Consider the following 21055-nt stretch of genomic DNA (forward strand, 5'->3'; position numbering starts at 1 on the left):
AAGCGGTTTAAATTAACTTAATTGTTGCATCAACGCATCAAATTCCTGACGCAAAGCAGCCAGTTGCTCTTCTAAAGATTGAACGCGTTCTTCAAGCTGTTTGTTGTTTTGAGAAACGGATTCAGAACTGCCCGTTGAAAAATCAAAATCGTCTTCGTTGACTTCAGCAAACAAATGCACATAGCGAACTTCCTTTTGTCCAGGTCTTTTAGACAACTGTTTGATATAAATAACTTCGCCTTCGCTAAGCTTAATCAATAGTTCTTGTACCTCGTCTAGGTTTTCAAAATCGTACAAACGGCCAGCGTTGCTATTGATTTCTCCTGCAGTTAATGGCCCGCGAAGAATCAATAAACACAGAATAGCCAGTTCTTGAGGCAACAACGGAAACTGAATAGCTACATTATGTTTGTACTTGGTCACTCGGCTTCCGCCGCCCACGACCGTAGAAATCAATCCCCTGCGTTTTAATGCATCAAGTGCAGAAACTATGGTACTTTCAGAATAATTGACAACAGGTTTTCTCGAACTCTTTTGATTACATGCCGTTTGAAGACTGTTTAGTGTCATCGGATAATATTCTGGAGTGGTTTTGGATTTTTCGATCAAACAACCTATTATGCGTAATTCTTCGGCTGATAATTGGGGTAATGTGTTTGTTTCTTCCATGTGTGCAAGTATAATGAATGCCTAAGATAAAAAAAACAAAACTGTAATCATTTTAAATCACATAAATTTTGAAATTTGTATCTTCGTTCAAGAATTCAAAATTGATAAAAATCGCATTTCATAACGCATACATACATCCTTTGAAAGAGGGGCATCGTTTTCCTATGGCGAAGTATGAGCTGATCTATCAGCAGTTGCTTTACGAAGGTTTGTTTTCGATAGCGGATTTTTTCGAACCTGGTTTGGCGGATAAAAAGTCTATCTATTTGGCTCATGATCAGCAATATGTCGATCAGTTATTGGATTTGAGCTTGGATCCTAAAATGGTTCGCCGGATTGGTTTTCCATTGTCGAAAGAATTGGTTGATCGTGAATTGTACCTTTCGCAAGGCAGCATCGAAGGGGCGGTTTTTGCGTTGGACAATGGAATTGCTTTCAATATTGCCGGAGGCACACATCATGCAGGATATGATTTCGGAGAAGGGTTTTGCCTCTTAAATGACCAAGCCATTGCGGCAGCGTATCTGTTAGATCGTGGATTGGCTAAGAAGATTTTGATCATTGATTTGGATGTTCATCAGGGAAATGGAACGGCACATATTTTTCGGGGCAAGGATCAAGTGTATACTTTTTCGATGCACGGCGAAAAGAATTTTCCTTTTATCAAACAATCGTCTGATTTAGATATTCCGCTTGCGGATGATTTGGGAGACGATGCCTATCTGAACTTGTTGGAGCATAATTTAAAGCTTGTTTTCGAACAAGCAAAACCTGATTTTGTATTTTACCAAGCAGGAGTAGATGTATTGGAAACGGATAAATTGGGTAAACTAAAACTTTCGATGGACGCCTGCAAACAGCGTGATTATCAAGTTCTCCAATATTGCCATAAATTAGGAGTTCCCCTTCAGATTAGTATGGGCGGGGGATATTCTACGGAAATTAAAACTATTGTTAATGCACACGTCAATACTTATCGCGTGGCATTGGATTTATATACACATTAAAAGAAAATAAAGATGTTTTATCATCAAGATGCAGAATTAGACGGTTTGATTATCCATCGGGTTGGAAATAAATCGCAGGACGAATTTTATTCTTTATCCGAAAAACCGATAGACATATCCTTTGACTTGATATTGCCCGATTTGCTGAAGCAATATTTTCTTTCTCCATTTTCAAAACTGAATGAAGTTTATCGCTTTTTTCATCCGAATGAAGAGTTGAACCTGAATGAGGTTTATCATTTTACAAAGCAATTTTTCGAAGAGAAAATCGGTTTTCAAGATTATTCCGAACAGGTGGTGAAACATTTGTACGAAGCGTCTACACACCCTAAGATTAAGCCGGGCGAAGTGTATGTTGTGAATCTAAAAAATGTGCAACAAGAAGGAGAGGAGCTCAATGCTGTCGGGATCTTTAAATCGGAGAATAAAGAAACTTACCTGAAGGTCTATCCCCAAAACGGTGGTTTTGAATTGGATTATGAGCAAGATGCAATCAATGTTAATAAATTGGACAAGGGTGTGATCATTATCAATACGGAATCAGAAGAAGGCTATAAAGTTTTGGTGATCGACCAGACTAACCAAAGCGAGGCCGTATATTGGAAAGATGAATTTCTTCAAATCCGTCCAAGAAATGATGCTTTTCAGCAAACAGGAAACTTCTTAAAAGTGTACAAGAACTTTGTAAATGAAAAGCTGGAAGATGCTTTCGAGATGGATAAAGCGGATAAAATCGATTTGTTAAACCGATCGATGAATTATTTCAAAACAAAGGAAACATTTGATAACGAAGAATTTCAAGAAGAGGTTTTGTCAAATCCTAAAGCCATTTCTTTGTTCAACGATTACAAACAAGAAGCGGAAGAAGATTTTGATATTGCATTCCAATCGAACTTCTCGATTGCCAATCAGGCCGTAAAGAAAATGGAATCCACGTATAAATCCATCTTGAAATTAGACAAGAATTTTTCCGTTTACGTGCATGGAAAACGAGAGTTGATTGAAAAAGGTTTCGACGATGAGAAAGGAATGAACTATTACAAGCTTTATTACGAAAACGAAAAGTAAATGAAGCAGAAAAGGCAACTAGTAAAAAAATATGCTTTGCAGCTTGGTATCGGCTGTTTGCTTTTGCTGTTTCTCTATTTTTATAAACAGCAAACGCTTTGGGTCGAAGCGTCTTACAGCCGCGCATTTTATCCTGCCTTTTCGTTCCTTCATAAAATCCTATTTTCATGGATACCATTTTCGGTAGGCGATATTTTCTACATACTTGCCGTTGTGGTTGTTATTGGATTATTTGGCAAAATGATCCAATCCATCTGGAGAAAGAATTGGAACGTCTTGCTACTCCGCTTTCTTCAGCTAATCAGTTTTTGCCTAGCGCTATACCTTTACTTTTATGCAAGCTGGGGCTTGAATTACTATCGAGTGCCTTTGGCAAAGCAATTGTTCTTAAAAACGGATACGATTACCTTAGAACAGCATGTTTTTGTGCTCGACAAATTTATCGCAAGAGCGAATGAAATCCGACCGCAAATCTCATTTGCAGAAGATAGAAAGGCGATGGATCAGGAATTAAGTTTGCTGATGAAAGATGATCAGGCATTTAAAGGAATCCTTTCGAAAACTCAGGTCAATGTAAAAAAGCCCTTATCCAGTACGCTAGCTTCATATTTTACCGTAACTGGCTATTTTAATCCGTTCACACAAGAGGTACAGGTTAATCAGAAAATACCATTAGTTTCCTATCCATTTACTGTTGTGCATGAATTATCTCATCAAATGGGAATTGGATTCGAAGATGAATGTAATTTTATTGCTTTTTACAAATTGCGAACGCATGCAAATCTCCAATACCAATATGCAGCTTACTATGAAGCGATCAATTATCTGTTACGAACACTATACTTGACAGATCCTAAACTTTTTGCTCAATACAAACAAAAATTATCTCCTTTGATACTAAAGGATTTTGAAGAAGAACGCCTTTTCTGGGATAACTACAGAGGATGGGTCAACACCATCTCCGGTGCATTTTATGACGGATATTTAAAACACAACAATCAACCAGAAGGAATGGCACGTTACAGTTTGATGAGCCGGTTGGTGATTGCAAATGAATTGAAGAATGAAAATCAGTAAAATTTTATTTTATATACTCTGCTTGCTAATAATCTGTTACCAATCGGTAAATGCGCAGGAACTTGATGTAAAGAGAAGCAGTCTAGGTAAACTTTCTGCACCTGCGCTGAATGAAGTTTCAGGTATGGTTGCATCACGAGAGAACCCCGAAAGCTTTTGGGTGCATAACGATAGTGGAGATGAGGCGCGGTTCTTTTTGATTGATAAGCAGGCGAATTTAAAAGCGACCTATTACTTAGATAGTATAGAGGCCGTCGACTTTGAAGACATCGCTTGGCTTCAGATGGATCAGACAAATTATTTGTTGCTAACAGATATCGGCGATAACCGAGCGGTGCGAAATGAAATTAAGCTATACTTGATTAAAGAGCCAAAACCGGATTCTGCTGATTCAATTTATCATATTCCTTCGGAAGAAATAAGAACGATCGTGTTAAATTATCCTGACAAAGCACGTGATGCAGAAGCGATATTTGTCGATCCGGTGGACCAATCAGTTTTTATTATTTCAAAACGTGATTTCAAAAGCGCACTTTATCAGGTCAATCCTTTTACCGCTGTAAAAAAGGATTATTATGTACTGAAAAAATTAGGCGAATTTCCTTTTTCATTTGTTACCGCAGCGGATATTTCTCCTGATGGTTCAGAAATCTTATTGAAAAACCTAGTTAATATCTATTCTTATAAAAGAGAGAAGCAACAGCCCGTTCAACGTATTTTGTCTAAAAATTATGTATCAATTCCATACAGTCCCGAACCACAAGGAGAATCTATTACTTTTGATTTAAATGGAAAAGATTTTTACACAGTTAGTGAACGGCCTTTTGGTTTAGATGCTTATCTTTATCTCTACAAACGTTAATCTTATGAAGAAAATCAACTTATTCGTCTCTTTTATTCTCCTTGTAAATTATTGCCTCGCAGCAAAGGTGGATACAGTCAATGTATTTAGCCAAGCTATGCAAAAAAATATAAAAACCGTGATTATTCAGCCTGAAGTCAAGGCTGCTGGAGCAACGGCGACTTTATATTTGCTTCATGGCTATTCCGGGAATTATAAGAATTGGGTGGACAATGCTTCTCATATAAAACAGTTGGTCGATCAATATGGATATACGGTTGTTTGTCCAGATGGAGGGTTTGGTAGCTGGTATTGGGATATTGAAGGCGATCAGAATTTTCAATACGAAACTTTTGTTTCAAAGGAATTGGTTGATTATGTTGAATCGAATTACCCAGTGTTGAAAGATCGCAAGCGACGGGGGATTACAGGATTGAGCATGGGCGGACATGGCGCATTGTATTTGGCGATAAAGCATCCCGATGTGTTCAGCGCCGCTGGAAGCACAGCAGGAGGAGTGGATATACGTCCATTTCCAGATAATTGGGACATGGCTAATCGATTGGGCACCTATCGCGAGAATGCTCAAAAATGGAATGAGCATACCATTATGGAATTAACACATTTAATCGCACCAAAATCGTTGGATTTGTTTATCGATTGTGGAACGGGGGATTTTTTCTACGGAGTTAATGAGGAATTACATAGAAAATTAACGTATTTAAATATCCCGCATCATTATTTAACATTGCCTGGAAAGCACGATTGGGATTATTGGCGGAAGTCCATTGTTTACCAGATGGCTTTTTTCGATAGCATTTTTTCGAACAATAGATAGGTTTTGTCTGAATTCAATAAAAGTTTTGCTTTAATGAATAAATAACTATATTTGCTTCGCAATAAGCTACTAATTTATAATAAACTTAATAAAAGCCATTTCGTCCTGAAATGGCTTTTTTATGTCTAATAAAGTGAAATCGAATTAATAAACTCTTGGATTCTCGAGCAAGTCTGTAACATAGCCGAGCACTTCATACTCATTTGCTCCGTCTTCGAGCATAGAGAACGTCAGGTAGGTTGCATAAATTTCTGCACTGAATAAGATATGCTTATCCGACAAAATGGTATCTATTATTTCTTCACGAATAGAAAAACCGATATGATCTAACTCATTATGGATATTTGTAGAAATCGTGCAATGTTCTTCGCCAGAGGCGAAACCAACAATAATATAAAAGATTAATTTGTCTAATACTTCGGGATCCAGGTTGCGGAATTTGTTCGAATAAAGCTCAAAGTCGAATCGACCTTTAGCGCTATTTACAATTTTGTCCCAAATTAAATATTCTGTTTTTGAATGCATTACAGTAGGTTTATTTATGAAAGACTAAAGTAAAAATAATAAAAAATAATTTGTTAATTACTTGAAATTCTGATTTTTTTATCTTTTAACTACTTAGTTAACGACTAAAGATCCTGGATGCAAATAGTATTTTACAAGATGTAATTAAATAAAAAATGAGCTGAATTATGCAGCTCATTAAAATTTATTTCAAAATAGAATGCCCTCAGTTCATTCGATTATTTTATAAGTTTAAATTGCGTTTCCTTTAAATCCCTTGAATTTCCGCCAATAAATAAGTTAAAATCCCCAGGCTCGGCAACGAAATCTAAATCGTAATTATAAAATTTCAAATCTTCATTGCTCAGCGTAAAGGTGATTGTTTTGGATTCTCCTTTTTTCAGAAAAACTTTTTGAAAACCTTTCAATTCTTTCACGGGGCGTGTAACAGAAGCAACCACATCACGGATGTACAATTGAACAACTTCTTCCGCATCGAACTTTCCTGTATTTGTCAATTGAATGCTAGCTGTTATTTTTTCTCCTTCGGAAAATGAATCCTTAGAAAGCTGTATTTCTCCGTAAGTGAATGTCGTGTAGCTCAAACCAAATCCAAAAGGATACAAAGGTTCATTCGTCACATCTAAATAATTTGAGCGGAATTTCTGAAACCAAGCATCTTTTGCTAAAGGTCTTCCTGTCGTTTTCTCTGCATAATAGATTGGAACTTGACCGACGTTTTGAGGAAATGTCATTGGTAATTTTCCTGACGGAATCACATCACCGAACAATACATCCGCAACTGCTTTTCCTGTTTCTGTTCCGCCAAACCACACGTTCAAAATCGCAGGAACATGTTCATTCTCCCAAGTCAGCGTTAATGGTCTTCCTGTAAACAAAACCAACACGACAGGTTTTCCGGTTGCTACTAATGCTTTCAGCAAATCTTGCTGTACATCTGGAATATTCAATTCCGTACGGCTTGAGCTTTCACCGCTCATTTCAGAAGTTTCGCCTAGAGCAGCCACAATCACATCCGCATCTTTTGTCGATTGAATCGCTTCATCTATGATTTGCTGAGCCGGACGCTCATCGCGAGCAATGGTTCTTCCAAACATCGTCGCACGTTCCTGATACTTCGCATCGGCTAATACATTCGATCCCAAATGGTAAGAGAAGCTGACTTTATTTCCCAATACTTCTTTTAATCCATCAATTAGAGATTGCGTTTTATCCAATTCCGCAGAGACGCTCCACGTTCCAGGCATATTCGCTCCTGAATTTCCTAATGGACCTACAACGGCTACTTTTCCTTGTTTTTTTAACGGTAAAAGCTGGTTTTCATTTTTTAGCAATACAAATGATTTGCCGGCAACTTCTCTCGCTTTTTTAAGATGTGCTGGACTTAGCAATTCTTTTTTTGCTCTTTCTTCACTGCAGTATCGGAACGGGTCTTCAAATAAACCGAGCTTATATTTTGCTTCCAGAATGTAGCGGCATGCGCGATCGATTTCTTCTTGGCTCACTTTTCCTTCATCCAGCGATTTTTTCAAAGTAGTCAGAAATCCTTCACCCACCATGTCCATGTCCACTCCAGCTTTTAAGGATAAAGCCGACACTTGCTGCAAATCTCCTAAACCATGATCGATCAGCTCATTGACAGCTGTATAGTCGGTTACGACCATGCCTTTAAAACCCCATTGATTGCGCAGCACATCCGTCATCAGCCATTTATTCGCTGACGCAGGCAAACCATTGATGTCATTAAATGAAGTCATAACGGTTTCAGCTCCTGCTTCAACTGCCGCTTTGTAAGGCGGAAAGTATTCATTGTACATGCGGTGCAGACTCATATCCGTCGTATTATAATCGCGTCCGGCTTCGGCTGCTCCATACAGAGCAAAATGTTTTACACAAGCCAATAGTGTATTTACGGCTGCTAGATCTTCGCCTTGATAGCCCTTTACCATTGCTGCCGCAATGCGAGAGCCGAGAAATGGATCTTCGCCAGAGCCTTCGCTCGCACGGCCCCAGCGTGCATCGCGTGAAACATCGACCATCGGAGAGAAGGTCCAATTAATTCCATCAGCTGTGGCTTCTGTAGCTGCGATCCTCGCAGTTTCTTTGATTAAATCCATATCCCACGATGAAGCTAATCCCAATGGAATGGGAAAAATAGTTTTGTAACCATGAATAACATCCATTCCAAAGATGATCGGAATTTTCAATCGGGATTGATTCACCGCTAATTCCTGTGCCGCACGAATTTTAGCCGGAGAACTCATGCTAAAAATTCCTCCGATATTTCCAGTTTTTATTTTCTCTTCAACACCCGTACTGACAACAGAACCGGTAGTCGCTTCTCCGCCGGTAACTAAGTTGAGCTGACCAATTTTTTCCTCGATTGTCATTTTGCCCATCAGTTCAGAAATAAACTGATTCATTTTATCTTGATTTGCCTGCGCTGATGCTTGATGGTGCAAGCCAACTAAAATCGTGAATATTAATAGGTATATTTTCATAGTAACAATAATTTAATCAATTTTTAAGATTTCAGAACGGGTAGAAATTCCGTTCTCATTGAACGATTCAATAGCAAAATAGTAGGATTGTCCTTTGGTCAAGCTTCTTAAATCCAATTTGTCTTTGCCATAGATTAGCCAAGAGCTGTATAGTTTATCAGGAGCAATTCCCCACAGTATATTATAGCCATTTGCTTTCGGATCGTGTTCCCAAGTAATATCGGCATTGCGTTCATCAGCTTGGCGTTTGACTGTAAATTTCTTAACCGCTTTAGGAACTTTTCCATTTCCTCTTCCGAAAATTCGGATATCCGAAATAGCTAGGTGAGGAGTAGGCACTTTCAGATGTTCGTACCGAATGTATCGTGCCTCTTTTGCTTGCTCCAATTGTACATAATCATTCGGAACGTCTTTTGTGTTTGCCGATTTATCGACAAGCATAAACCAATCTTTTCCGTTTAGCGAACCTTTAATCACATACTGATGCATTAGATTAGGGATTCGTCCGTATAAGTTGGATTGGTAATCGTGAAAATTGATTTGCAAAGCATAAATGGAAGAGACTTTTTCAAGATCAATCTCAACCCATTGCGAAGCATCCGTATTTTCCGCTAACCAAAATGTCTTGATGTTTTCGTCGGTCAATAAATTCCCTGTGTATGCTGCTACGGCAGAAGAAGTTTCGACTTTTTTGTTGTAGGACAATAGCATCCAGCCTGTAAATTCTCCAGCTTTTTCTTTTGCGTTTGGTGCATAATAGGGATAGTCACCAAAATAACTATCGCTGTACAGCAAGCCATCTGCATCAAAATAGGTTGGAAATAAAGAGATCCTTCGTTCCCAATTCACATTAACGGAAACTGCCATGGTAGAGAAATGCCAATATTTGCCCTCAATATCGTCAACCGTACTACCATGTCCAGCACCATTAATAAACCCACCGGGTTTGAAGGAGAAGGGGTTATTTGCCATATACGTGAATGGCCCCAAGGGCGATTTGCTCGTGTAAGCTCCATCTCCATAAACATTAAATTCTGTTCCAGGCGCAGCGTATTGGAGGTAATAGCTGTCCTTATATTTTGTCATCCAAGCTCCTTCGATATAGCCTGAAATTTCTCCTTCATTGTCTTCACCAAAACGTTCCCAGCCATGCTGAAGAGCATTTAATCCAAATAAGGTATCGGTTTGAATGGACGGTTTAAAATTTTTATTCTTATCCACTGTTTTTGCGCGAATGGGAAACACATTCGAAGATCCCCAATACACATAAGCCTTTTCGTCGTCGTCAATAAACAAGGCTGGATCTTGCAGATCAAATAGGAGAGCAGGAGTCGCTTTCCAATCGCCTTTCTTCGGATTATCCGTGTAAAGTACAGACATCGTACCTGAAGGATCGCCCATCACATACAAGACAGAATCTTTGTAATTATGCGCCGCAGGTGCATTCGAACCTTGAAAATACCATTTTTCTGGCGTAATGAAATTCCAATTCGTAAGATCTGTTGAATGCCAATAACCCATTGAACGCGTGACAAATAAATAGTATTCGCCTTTGAAGCGTACTACAGCAGGGTCAGCTCCCGAACGGTACGAAATACCATCATTGGCATTGTATATCATGTATGTATAATCCAGATTCAATGGATTACAATAAGTTTGTGGTTGTTGCGCATAGCAGAACGCATTTGCAAAAAGCAAAAAAATAATCAAACTATGTTTGTACAACGAGCGCATTTACTTGATATAAGGAGTCGTAAAACCTAACTTTTTTAATCCATTTTGCACATCAGGTGCATTCATAAATAAATCCCACAAAAGTTTTGATCGATAGTTTTCGATCATAACAACAATTGGGCCTTGGTCAATCGCTAAATATTGTTGAGGAAACCAATTTTCAGTTTCGCTATAGGCGTCATAAAATCCATATTCCCCCCAAAGTTTATCCCCTAATGAAAACGCATATTTTGCGAAAGCCATACTTTCCTTCGGTGTATAAGGCATGGACGATAAAGCCGCTGTCGGCGAAATAACCGATTTGTCATTATCTGGGTGATGTGCATTGTAGCCATCAATGGAATAACTCGCGGTCAATCCCCAGCCTTTATCAGGACCGTAACCCACATACTTATTTGGATTCAGCTTTGCATATTCGATATTGATCAAAACATGATTTTTGGTTACATCTTCGTAATTTGCGTATTGATCAGTCAGGCCATTTGGATTTAATCCCAAATAGGAATAATGTTCCCAGAACAATGGTCCAACTTCATTTTCTAAAGCATTGTGTTTTAATAGAACAGGAATACCATATTTTTTAGCATCTGTTTTAATCGCTCCATTTCTTGCCCAACCTTGGTGATAAGTAGAAGCCGGGATAGCGTGTGTAGGAGAGGAAGCTGCCACTACATAGGTAATCAGACATTCATCATACCCTTTAATAGGATGGTTCATTTCCCATTCTGATGTCGGACTCCAATGCCAAGACAGCACATCTTTGCCATTTCTATAAAAATCAAAATCAATTCCTTTCCAAAGCTCATCTGCTTTTGAGGCTAAACTTTTTTCTTCATCTGTACTATCCTTGTAATACTCACGGATGCAAATTAATGCTTGCGCCATAAATGAAGTTTCAACCAAATCTCCACCATTGTCATTTTTGCTAAAAGGCTTTGCTTTGCCGGTAGTCCCATCGTACCAATGTGCCCAAGCTCCATGAAACCGTTCGATCTTGCCAAGAAAATCCAAGGCTTTTGTCAATCGTTCAAAGCCTTGTTCTTTGGTAATGAATTGCCTCTCCATCGCAACTAGGATACCCATCAATCCAAAACCAGAACCTCCAATTGTGATAACGTGTTGATCGTTCAGTGGATAAACACCATCGATATGGATGCGTTCGCGTGCTAATCCTGAAGTTGTTTCAGCTCCTTCCCAGAAATACCTAAAAGTCTGCTTTTGAATCAGATTTAATAAGGAATCATCAGGTGTAGAGGTCAAAGAAAGACTATCTTTATTATCGGTGTTGTCCTGCTTGACTTTTTGGTTACAAGAGGAAAAATAAGTAAGCGTAAGGAATAAAAATGTAGCGGTAAAGGTAGATTTCATGTATTATAGATTAGGAGACTCAAAGTTTAGATTTTTGAGTCCAGTTTTCAGTTCAGGAATTTGCATAAATAAATTCCATAAAAGTTTAGAACGGTGATTTTCAATGCCAATAATAATCGGTCCTTGATCGATAGCGATATAAGAATCGGCAAACCATTGCTCGTGCAAAGAAAAGGCATCGTAAAAGCCATACTCACCCCAAATTTTGTCGCCAAGTTTGTAGTAGAAAAATTCCAAGGCTTTTTGAGATTCGGCAGGCGTAAAGGCGAAAGAAGTTAAAGCAGCGGTAGGGGTAATTACGCTATTGTCATCTGTCGGAGAGTGCACTTTATAGCCGTTTATATCATCTGACGCTGTCAATCCCCAAACATCTGCGGAGTAACCAAAAAAGTTCTTTGGGTTAGCAATGCTATACGCTCGATTCGTTAAGCTGTGATTTTTCGTTTGCAATTCATAATCCGCATAGGCATCTTTTAAACCAATTGGGTTAATGCCAAGGAAGCTATATTGAGAAATAAATAATGGGCCACCCATTTGAGGTCCAAGCGGTAAGACCAAATTGTAGTTTGTAGTCCCATTTTTCATCGCGCCATTATTTGCCCAGCCTTGATCGTAGACCGTTTTAGCAATTGGGTGTGTTGGTGACGACGCTGCTAAAACATAGACGATCAAGCTTTCGTTCCAGCCTTGAATTTTTAAATTAATCTGAAATTGATTATTCGGACTCCAATGCCAAAAAAAAACCTGTTGTCCGTTTTGAAAGAAAGTCCATTCAACATCCGTGTACAGTTTTAAAATATCGTTTCTTAACGATTCATCAGCCGCCGTTTGAAAATATTGTCTAGCAGTTAACAATCCTTGAAGTAACAAAGAAGTTTCCACCAAATCTGCTCCATCATCTACGTCAGAAAATTTTTGAGTTCTGCCTGTATTTCCATTATACCAATGCGAGAATGCACCGTGAAATTTATCCGCAGTTTTTAGGAAATTCACAATTTTTTGAATTCTTGCTTTTCCTTCTTCTTTTGTAATAAATCCACGTTCGATCGCAACTAGAATAGCCATCACACCGAAACCTGTTCCTCCAGAAGTGACTACATCTCCCGACGAATTTCGTTCACGAGCCATTCCTGAGCTAGGATGTCCAAAATCCCAAAAATACTTGAATGTCTGTTTCTGAACTAAAGTTAGTAATTCATCCGTGCTGATTCTAGAAAATTTATCTGTTGAATCAATGGTTGTGTACACGGCAATAGATTTTTCAGGACTCAGCTTATTCCCATTTACGTCTTCTAAACCTGACTTAAAAAGCAATGTATATTTTGACAAGTAAGAAAGGGGCGAGGAAGGTTTTATCGTTGCAGTCTTTGCATCCGCAGAAAAGCTAACTGTCAAAGGGATATTTTGGAAATCCTTGTTTTGAAGCTGAATGTTATTCTGATAGGAAGATGGAGAAATAGCATTTGGGAATTTCACCGTAAATTCAGGAAGAACGGGACTATTTCTAAATTCCGTTGATAAAGTCTGCTTATTGATTTCGATAGAAGCAATTTGAAAACTTGATCCAGTCGCAGGTTGATCGGTATTGGATTTGGAACAGCTAAAAAAAATAAAAAGGAAACTGCTAAAGAGATAGATTATGCGCATGCCTAAAATTTAAAAAACTACAGTGAAAGAATGTCTTTCACTGTAGAAATACAGGTGATTACCAACCAGGATTTTGCGTCATCTCTGGCGTTTGATTTATTTGTGCATTAGGAACAGGGAACAAGTTATGCTTGCTTTGAAATGGTTTTCCAGCAGCAGTCATTGCCGCTTCAGCTTGACCAGTACGTATCAGATCAAACCAACGGTCATGTTCAAATCCTAATTCTAAACGACGTTCTTTATAAATTAATGTTCTTAATTGTGTCTGATCAGTCGTAGTAACCGCTGCTAATGAAACTCTGTTTCTAACTCTGTTTAAATCAGCTAATGCTCCTGACGAATTTCCTAATTCATTAGCAGCTTCTGCAGAAATCAGGTAGATTTCTCCTAAACGCAGATAACGAATGTTTTTATCGCCATCTGCTGCTCCTGCATTTGCCGATGAATAAGCTTTCTCGTTGTACATGGGGTTTTCAACACCAACATCCACAACACGGCCATCGTACATTACCTCTCCTCTGAAAATAATAGTTGCGTCTCTCCGGATAGCATCGCCTTCTGCATTATAAGCATCTAATAAGTTTTGAGATGGAGTATTGAAACCCCAACCCCAACCAGAAGTTCCGCGAGCACCCTGAGTTTCAGAATACTGTTGAATACCATGTGCAATCGCGACACCGCGGCCTTGGAATTCGAATAAACTTTCTGTGCCATTTTCTGATGTTACTCTCCAAAGAACGGCATAATCTGATTCTAATCCATATTGGCCCGAGTTAATCACTTCTTGAGCCATGTCATAGGCTTGTTGCCATTTCTTTTGGTATAAATATACTTTTGCAAGCAAACCCTGAGCAGCGCCTTTTGTAGCACGACCTAAATCAGCGGAAGCATACCCAGATTTTAAAGGTAGTACAGCGATCGCATCCGTTAAATCTTTCTCAATATAATCGTAAACTTCAGCAGCAGGTTTACGTTCGATTAAATCTAATTCTTGAATGGTGACATCACCCCATCCACGCACTAAGAAAAAATAATTTAATGCTCTTAAGAACTTAGCTTCTCCGATTAATCGATTTTTGTAGCCTTCATCGGTAAGTCCATAATTTTCTGTGTAAGTAATTGCCTCAGTCGCTCTTCCGATCGATTTATACCAATGAGACCATAAACTTTCAAATGAAGGTGTGGTGTTTGTATAAGTTAGATTATCGAGGACGTCTTTATCCGTTCCAGAATCTGTTGGAGACGAGCCCTTGTCCGCATTATCCGACAGGATTTCTGTTATTCCCAAGTACGCAAATGCATAATTCCAATCAGTGAACATGCCATAAACACCATTTACATACTCTTCTGGTGTAATGACATCCTCGCTATCACCGGCCTCAATAATTTCCCTCGATTCCACATCGAGAAAATTTGAACAAGAGGTAGTTGTTAAGAACCCTGCTATTAATACGACTGCTATATTTAATTTATTTAATTTCATGATTTTAGTATTTAAGAATTAAAATGACATATTAACACCGAAAATAAAATTGCGGGTTGTTGGATATGCGGATAATTCGATTCCACTTGTTTCTGCTGGATTTCCATTGTCAGTTCCAGTTATTTCAGGAGAAAATCCTGAATATTTAGTGAAGATTAATGGATTTTGTGCCGTAAAGAAAACCCTTAGATTAGATGTGTTTGAATATAAATTTCTGAATGTATATCCAAGTGTCACATTATTAATTCTAAAATATGCACCAGATTCTAAATAATAGCTGGAAGCATAGGAATCTCTAGCAGCTCCAGGATCTGTGTTGCTAGAATTAGGGCCAGTCCAACGATTTTCAAATGTCGAAGCAGCAATATTTTCACCGCCATCAATTCTTGTTCCTTTTAATCCATTGTATATTTTGTTTCCTCCAACACCATAACCGTCGATAGAAAAGTCAATCGCTTTATAATTGATCCCAAGATTTACTCCGTAAATTGAAGTTGGAATATAAGAGCCTAAGAACACTTTGTCACGATCATCAATTACATTATCGCCATTTTGATCTTTGTATTTCAAATGACCTGGTCTAGGAGACCCGTACTTAGCACCAGCGTTAATTTCGTCTTGTGTTTGCCATACGCCATCTGTTTCCCACATCCACCAAGCATAAATTGGTTGACCCTCTCTCAACTGTTTAGTGATTTGACCATTTGCAAGGCTACCGCCGGTGTTACCATCGTAAGTTGGCTTCACATCCGTAACTTCATTCTTGTTGTATGAGTAATTCACACCTACGGTATACGATAGATTTTCATTGACAGATTTATTCCAACTTAGGTTAGCTTCAAATCCACTATTCAAGATTTTTGCTCCATGATCATAAAAATTTTGAGAAAATGTGGAATTCAATAATGGCTTAACACTTAAAATCGCATTTGTATTTAATTTATGATAATAATCGAATGATCCTGTTAAATGTGAATTAAACAAAGTAAAATCAACACCAACTCCAGTTTCTTCTGTTACTTCCCAACTTAAAGGTATAACAGGAGTAGCATAAGCTGCTCCAAAAATTAAATCTTGGTTTGGTCCAAAAACATAGTTCACATTTTCGTTACCATTAGTCCCTGTCGACTGTAGAACTTGTGAAACATTAAGTGGGATGGCTTGATTACCTAAGCGTCCCCAATTTGCTCTAACCTTTAAGAAATTTAACCAAGAAATATCTTGTGCGAAACTTTCATTTGAAATTGTCCATCCAGCTCCGAAGGATGGAAATACATCATAATAATCTCCCGAAGCTTTGAATGTACTTGTTCCATCGTATCTAACCGTTGCTGTAAAATAGTATCGGCTATCGTAGTTATACTGACCCCTAGCGAAATACGATTGCAATGCAGTAGGCGTGATGTATGTTTGATTAACACTCTTATTGTATCCAGAGGAAGCCATATTAATATTCCAATACTGCTCTTGATCTGGAACATCATATCCCGTAGCAGAATAGTTATTTCCGATGTTGAATTTTTCTAAAGATGTTCCGGCTATAAGCTCCAAGTTATGTTTGTCAAAGCTTTTTTGGAACGTTAGGAAATTTTCCCATGCCCATCTGAACGATTCTGATTGACCAGTAGTTAATGTATTATTTACATAGGTCAATGACGTTGGATTTGCAAGTTTTAAAGCTTCAAACTCAGCTTCAGTTCTTCTCGGGTCAGCATTTAGCCAAGCTTCTTTTACATTCGAAAAATTGCGGTTTTTATTATAAACTTTCGTTCCTGAGAATCGAGAATTGAATTTCAAATAATTCGTTATTTGGTATTCTCCTTCAAAACTTCCTTGAATGCTTACCGTGTTCAATAATTCATTGTATCTGTAGTTTTCAAATACTGGATTACCTATAGAGTTTAGGTTGCCGACAGTTTGTCCCGCAGTAGATTCGTAAGTCACCAATCCGGTAGTTTGATTTACAAATGGTCGGCCGTAGCGTCCATTTTCATACATCACCGGCACCAATGGCGATTGTTTATAAGCCGCGTCGAAGGCAGCTAAAGGTTTAGGTGTAGCGTTAGTCATCGTCAAGTTCAACGTTTGCATAAACTTTAATTTATTGTCGAAAAACTTATACGTATTATTATTTCTTATCGTATGACGTTGGAATTTTGAACCTTCCAAAACACCCTTTTCAGTTAGGTTGTTGTAACTTAGGTAATAATCAACTACCTCAGAGCCACCGGAAAGATTAATAGAATTATTATAGACTTGTCCATTTTGGATCAATTCATCGTACCAATCTGTATTATTTTCTTGATTGGGTTGCAAAGTCCAGCTTTGTCCAATTGCTGCGGCATTTTCGTTGAAATAGGTAATGAATTGATTGGCATCAGCCATATCAACTCGATTTAAAATTCCTTTTATGCCAAACGAACCGTCATAAGAAATTTGAGTACGGCCGGCAGATCCTTTTTTCGTAGTTACCATAATAACGCCGTTTGCAGCGCGGATACCATAAATAGAAGCTGAAGATGCATCTTTTAGCACATTAATGGATAAGATGTCAGACGGACTGATATTATTGATGTTATCAGCAGGTATACCATCTACCACATAAAAAGGATTGCGTCCTCCAAGTGCTGAACCCATACCACGAATCAAAACTGTTGGAGACGAACCTGGTTGTTCGTTTGCCACAATATTTAATCCTGATACCTTACCTTGAATAGACTGCATAGCTGAGGTTGCTGGTTGCTTTGCGATATCGCTTGCTTTAACTGATCCGATTGACCCGGTTAAATCAACTTTGCGTTGTGTACCATAACCAACGACGACTACTTCGTCAATCGACTGATCTTCCTCATCTAAGAAGACATCGATTGTCGTTAGGTTGTTAACTGATACTGATTTATCAGAAAAGCCAATAAAATTAAATAGCAGGACATCTGTTCCTGTAGCATTAATGGTATACTTTCCCGAAGCGTCTGTCTGCGTAGAGATCGATTTTCCCTGAACAGTGACAGTTACTCCTGGTAGGACCATTTGACTGTTGCCATCCTTAACTGTTCCTGAAACGGAACCCGTTTGTGAATAAGCAAATGGTATCGTACATACCATAAATAGAAGAAGAGTAAATAAATTCCTCATATAGTTTATAATTAAATTAAGAAAATAATAATTTGAAAGATTTTAATTTGGTTTATAATCTCAAACTACGGTGTAAAGATGTGATGTATTCCTGAAATGTTAAAATATTGTTAATTCACATTATTACTACATGTAAAATATTACTTTCTCAATTTTGTTTTAATAAATAGCAAAAAATTGATTATTAATCACTTGAAAAATTTAATAACTTCACAAAATCGGTTGCTTTGTGTAATTTTTACACACTACAGTGTGAGAGGTAATGATGTAGTGAATTTAGGTGTTATCGTTCTAGTAAGAACTCGGTTAGGTTTTTGTCCTTGGTCAAATTTAGCTTTTTACGCAATCGATAGCGACGAATTTCAACACCGCGAGTGGTAATGTTTAGTAATGATGCAATTTCTTTACTCGACATATTTAATCGTAAGTACGCACAAAGCTTCAAATCATTTGGAACTAATTCAGGAAAGTCTGCCCGTAATTTTTTAAAGAAATTTTCGTGGGCTTCGTTGAAACTTTTTTCAAATAAATCCCAATCTCGGTCATCGCTGTGGGCTTCATCGATTAACTTGTTTACTTTACGTAGCTGTTCGTTGGAAAGCTTGTTGCCATCGGAGTCTTTTAAATCCAATAATTCCGTATGAAGATTATTGAGCATTTCATTCTTGTAGACAATATTCATTGCCGCATTCGCCAATTCCCGATTTTTAATCTCTAATTCTTGTTCCAGCTGGGTATTGCGAAGCATCATCAATTGCTTTTCATTCTCTTCCAGTTCACGCTTGCGCAACACTTTTTGTTCTTCCAACACGTGCTCTTTCACTTTTCGCTGATGTTCTTGGAGCTTGTCTTCATAACGCTTCCTTCCCAACCGAATGATGAAAAACAGCAATACAACATAAATGATTAAAGCGGGCCACTTAAGAAACCAGGGCTTTTCTACGCTAAACGATAAAGTGGTTATTTCAGAAATCTGTGCTGCGCTATTTTTCGAACGCACTTTAAACGTATAATTTCCCGCTGAAAGATTCGTGAAATCATTGTAAGCAACCTCAGACCATTCTGACCACTCCGTTGAGTAACCTTCTAGATAAAATTGATATTGAACTGCGCTAGAGCTATAATAGGGCGTAGCGTAGGTGATTCGAATATTACCTTTTTTATTCGGCAGATTGAGATTGTCTGAATATATAGGTAAAATGCCCGCTGAAATATTGTAGATATCACGGATTATCGGACTTTGTAACGTTAAATTTTTGTTTATTTTTTCTTTGTCAAATAATGCAAACCCGTTGTCTAGGCCAATCAAAAAGATTGAATTTCCCAGCGCTTGAATATTCTCATAGTAATTCATCATTTTACCATTGAGATTGAAAAGGCTGGTAGAGTCAATCTGAATATCTCCGTTCTTATTAAAATCTACGACTGCAATATGTGACTTATTGATAAACCAATATGACTCGTTGTTTATTTTAATAACTTTATTTGCGAAAGCAAATGAGCCGACTTTGGCATTCAATTCTTCGTATCTTACAAATTTCTGCAAAATATTGTCAAAGGTATACAGACCTGAATCACTTGTAAACACGTAATCTTCGCCCAGCTTATACACTTCCACAACATTTGAAGTAGGCATGTTGTTGTGTTCTTTGCTAAATGACTTGATATTTTCAATCTTCGAATAATCAGCGTTAAAAATTATTTCCTTGACACCATTTTTTACTGTTGCCCAATAGGTTAGTCCATTTTTCTGTAACAAACCGGAAACTGAATATTGAATTTCGGGAAAGAACTGTTCCAATTTCCATCCGCCCGAATTTCGGTAAGACGATAAACCCACATAATTTGCTTGGAGAAATACGTTAGGCTGATTGGCAATTTTAGCAATTTGCCAACCTCCAGATTTATTTTGCAATCGCTGCAGTTGATTTTCAAGCACAATAAAGGCACCTGAATTGTGACTGCAGATGAGCTGATTATTCATGATTTTTAAATCCCAAACTTGACCTTCCGACCCGGGAATGAGCCTGAAATTTAAGCGATTAAAATTATTCAATCCATTCCACTCACTTTGAAAAAGCCCTTGATTGGTTCCTAAATATATCTTGTTATTCAGCACTGCAGATGTGTATACCGTTCCGATGTCTCTGGTAAAATCAGAATAGTAGTATAGGGGAGAATTGATTTCTATCCGGTCGATGCCGTTATCTAAACCTGCCCAAACATTGCCCTGTTTATCCTGTACAATGCTTAAAACGGTATTGTTCTGTAATCCATTTGTTTTGTTTATATGCTGAATCAAATCGCCGTTTTTGTTCAGGATAAGAATTCCATTTTGGATAGTTCCAAATACAAAATATTGATTATACAGCACAATGCCGTTATTAATCTGTGATTTCTTTAGAATATCTTGTGCCTGATTCTCCCAAACGGAAATATTACCCTCTTTGTCCAAAAGATACAGTCCATCTTTGTCTGTGCCGATTAGATAAGTATCTCCTTCAAATGGTAGTATTGCAAGGATATTGCTTTTAATCAGTGATTTATCTTTGATTGCAAGAAAATTGTTTGATTCATCTAAGCGATGCAATCCCGAAGGGATTTTCTCAAAATACAATGACTTTCCGACCAAGTGAGGATACAAAAAAGGTTCTCCATCTCCATCAATAATCGTAATGGTATTATTTTCATAGACATAACATTTCGAAAATGAATGAAAATAGATTTTGTTGTTAAACTCAATGATTTTCCAGATTTCATCATCATTGAACAGCTCTTGGTCGACTAGTTTGGAGAGTTGTGTGTAAGTAAGTTTGCCGAACGCTTCCAATTCCCAAAACCCAAAATCTGATTTTCCACCAGTATAGATTTTTCCATCTTTTCCAACGGTCACACTTCGTAAGATGCCTTTGTTTTTAGAGGGATTCAGTTTCCAATATTGGCCGTCGAAAGATAGAAGGCCTTCGGTATTGGCCACATAAATTATTCCGTTTTGTCCAACAGCAATTCCCCAATTTTGATTTCCCGCATTATAAAGGCTTTTGTTATACTGTTTTACAAATGGCGTTGCATTCCTCATAATTTCTTGAGAAAATCCATTTTTGTACAAAAGGCTACTGATAAGTAGTATTAAAACCTGTAAAACTTGTTTTATCATGTAAG

Annotated in this window: 14 protein-coding genes; 5 read left to right on the top strand and 9 right to left on the bottom strand. The window is 37.9% G+C overall.

What is annotated here, in order from left to right; all coding sequences use genetic code 11:
• Positions 1–12: 12 nt before the first annotated feature.
• Entirely contained in the window at positions 13–669 is a 657-nt protein-coding gene (locus C4F49_RS16430; protein WP_196936924.1) for a YceH family protein, read from the bottom strand.
• A 68-nt stretch (positions 670–737) separates the two neighbouring features.
• Here C4F49_RS16430 and C4F49_RS16435 point away from each other — a divergent pair, with 68 nt between their 5' ends.
• Genes C4F49_RS16435 through C4F49_RS16455 form a run of 5 tightly spaced genes read left to right on the top strand, consistent with a single transcriptional unit; the run spans position 738 to position 5500 of the window.
• Positions 738–1676: a histone deacetylase family protein gene (locus C4F49_RS16435; protein ID WP_336244710.1), complete on the top strand. Its 939-nt coding sequence runs from the start codon at positions 738–740 to the stop codon at positions 1674–1676.
• Positions 1677–1688: 12 nt separating this feature from the next.
• The gene (locus C4F49_RS16440) at positions 1689–2744 is read left to right on the top strand and encodes a nucleoid-associated protein (protein ID WP_196936925.1); all 1056 of its coding nucleotides are present in this window, start codon (positions 1689–1691) and stop codon (positions 2742–2744) included.
• Positions 2745–3821 carry a DUF3810 domain-containing protein gene (locus C4F49_RS16445; protein ID WP_196936926.1) on the top strand — a complete coding sequence of 359 codons (1077 nt, stop codon included), beginning with the start codon at positions 2745–2747 and terminating at the stop codon, positions 3819–3821.
• On the top strand, positions 3808–4683 hold the full coding sequence (locus C4F49_RS16450; RefSeq protein WP_196936927.1) for a hypothetical protein: 876 nt from the start codon (positions 3808–3810) through the stop codon (positions 4681–4683). Before C4F49_RS16445 ends, C4F49_RS16450 begins: the two co-directional genes overlap by 14 nt.
• 4 nt (positions 4684–4687) lie before the next feature.
• On the top strand, positions 4688–5500 hold the full coding sequence (locus tag C4F49_RS16455; protein ID WP_196936928.1) for an alpha/beta hydrolase: 813 nt from the start codon (positions 4688–4690) through the stop codon (positions 5498–5500).
• Between the two features lie 144 nt (positions 5501–5644).
• Here C4F49_RS16455 and C4F49_RS16460 read toward each other — a convergent pair whose 3' ends face one another.
• The 8 genes from C4F49_RS16460 to C4F49_RS16495 form a co-directional block, all read right to left on the bottom strand.
• Complete coding sequence (locus tag C4F49_RS16460) at positions 5645–6025, bottom strand: hypothetical protein (protein WP_196936929.1); 381 nt, start codon at positions 6023–6025, stop codon at positions 5645–5647.
• A gap of 218 nt (positions 6026–6243) precedes the next feature.
• Positions 6244–8526, bottom strand: a complete 2283-nt coding sequence (bglX, locus tag C4F49_RS16465) for a beta-glucosidase BglX (RefSeq protein WP_196936930.1) — start codon at positions 8524–8526, stop codon at positions 6244–6246.
• Positions 8527–8538: 12 nt separating this feature from the next.
• Positions 8539–10146 carry a family 43 glycosylhydrolase gene (locus C4F49_RS16470; protein ID WP_231388345.1) on the bottom strand — a complete coding sequence of 536 codons (1608 nt, stop codon included), beginning with the start codon at positions 10144–10146 and terminating at the stop codon, positions 8539–8541.
• Between the two features lie 114 nt (positions 10147–10260).
• Positions 10261–11628, bottom strand: coding sequence for a glucoamylase family protein (locus C4F49_RS16475; protein WP_196936932.1), 1368 nt, complete (start codon positions 11626–11628; stop codon positions 10261–10263).
• A 3-nt stretch (positions 11629–11631) separates the two neighbouring features.
• Positions 11632–13275 carry a glucoamylase family protein gene (locus tag C4F49_RS16480; protein WP_196936933.1) on the bottom strand — a complete coding sequence of 548 codons (1644 nt, stop codon included), beginning with the start codon at positions 13273–13275 and terminating at the stop codon, positions 11632–11634.
• Positions 13276–13333: 58 nt separating this feature from the next.
• A complete protein-coding gene (locus C4F49_RS16485) occupies positions 13334–14758 on the bottom strand; it encodes a RagB/SusD family nutrient uptake outer membrane protein (protein WP_196936934.1) in 1425 nt (474 codons plus the stop codon).
• Between the two features lie 18 nt (positions 14759–14776).
• Positions 14777–17893: a SusC/RagA family TonB-linked outer membrane protein gene (locus C4F49_RS16490; protein WP_196936935.1), complete on the bottom strand. Its 3117-nt coding sequence runs from the start codon at positions 17891–17893 to the stop codon at positions 14777–14779.
• Between the two features lie 283 nt (positions 17894–18176).
• The gene (locus tag C4F49_RS16495; protein WP_196936936.1) at positions 18177–21050 is read right to left on the bottom strand and encodes a helix-turn-helix and ligand-binding sensor domain-containing protein; all 2874 of its coding nucleotides are present in this window, start codon (positions 21048–21050) and stop codon (positions 18177–18179) included.
• Between the last annotated feature and the right edge of the window lie 5 nt (positions 21051–21055).

It is taken from the genome of Sphingobacterium hungaricum (assembly GCF_015210005.1).
Classification (GTDB): domain Bacteria; phylum Bacteroidota; class Bacteroidia; order Sphingobacteriales; family Sphingobacteriaceae; genus Sphingobacterium; species Sphingobacterium hungaricum.